Below are 1,219 nucleotides of genomic sequence, written 5' to 3'. Positions count from 1 at the left end.
CCGTACAGGTCGGCGACCTTGCGCTCCATCTCGGCGACGTTCTTGCCGATCTTCAGCGCGAACGGACCACCACGCAAGACCTCGAGGCATGCCTCGATCTCGCGCTCGTCGTGGACACTGCGGGCGTAGACAACCCTGGTCATTTCGATCTCCTCGTCGATTTCGGTAAGGGTCCGCATGGGCGGTTCGTGCGGACGCCGATCAGCCTCGCGCCACGAACCGGGCGGAAAGAGCATGGGCGGCTCATGCCCGAATAAATCGTATTGAACGTTCATTCAAGGCGAATATAGGTCGATGGAAGCAGGCCGTCAAGACGGGATCGGAGGCGAGTCGTTTCTGAAAGCCAGCTCGAATCTGCACGCCGCGAACATGTTCGACGCAAGACTCCGACGTGACGCAACCCCACTTTGACGCGATGCGACCGGCCCGGTTAATGTCGTTGAATGAGTGTTCAAATCGGAAGGGACTGAAGTGGCGGAACCCCAGGACCGCAAGTCCGAGATCCTCGATGCCGCGGCCACCCTGTTCGCGGCGCGTGGCATCGCGGGGACGTCGATGCGGGAGATCGGCGACGAGGTCGGCCTCAACGCGGGGGCGCTCTACCACTACTTCCGGTCGAAGGGTGCCATCGTCACCGAACTGGTCACGGTGTTCCTCTCGGACCTACTCGCGAACTATCGCTCGATGGAGCTCGACCGGCTCGAACCCCGAGCCAGACTGAAGGCGATCGTCGACGTCTCGCTCGCGACGGGCGCCGCGCGCCCGGACGCGACCAAGGTCTACCACGCGGAGTTCCCCAATCTGCGTGCCATGCGCGACTTCGCCGAGGCCCGCACGATCGCGGACGAGATCCAGACGATCTGGCTCGACGCCATCGAGGCCGGCAAGGACGCGGGCGTCCTCCGAAAGGACGTTCCGTCCAAGGTGTTCCACCGTTTCCTGCGCGACTCGGTGTGGTTCACCGTCTACTGGCGCAAGCCGGACGACCCCTACACGATCGACGAGCTCTCGAACGACTGCATCACGGTGTTCCTCGACGGCATGGCCGCCCCGGCCCGTTAGCACCGCGTATCCACCACCCCGTACAGCGAAGGAAGAATCAGCTGTGAGCAACACCGACACCACATCCGCCGGCACCTCCCCCACCGCGTCGCCTGCCCAGGTCGGCACGGCGCGCGTCAAGCGGGGCATGGCCGAGATGCTCAAGGGCGGCGTCATC

General features: G+C 64.2%; 1 protein-coding gene and 1 pseudogene. One reads left to right on the top strand and one right to left on the bottom strand.

What is annotated here, in order from left to right; all coding sequences use genetic code 11:
• A pseudogene (locus A6I89_RS25055) lies at positions 1-143 on the bottom strand (DegT/DnrJ/EryC1/StrS family aminotransferase); the annotation flags it as partial.
• Between the two features lie 328 nt (positions 144-471).
• Here A6I89_RS25055 and A6I89_RS24230 point away from each other — a divergent pair.
• Complete coding sequence (locus tag A6I89_RS24230; RefSeq protein WP_005514331.1) at positions 472-1,062, top strand: TetR/AcrR family transcriptional regulator; 591 nt, start codon at positions 472-474, stop codon at positions 1,060-1,062.
• Positions 1,063-1,219: the final 157 nt, after the last annotated feature.

It is taken from the genome of Prescottella equi (assembly GCF_002094305.1).
Lineage (GTDB): Bacteria > Actinomycetota > Actinomycetes > Mycobacteriales > Mycobacteriaceae > Prescottella > Prescottella equi.
This window is presented reverse-complemented; position numbering and strand designations above follow the sequence as displayed.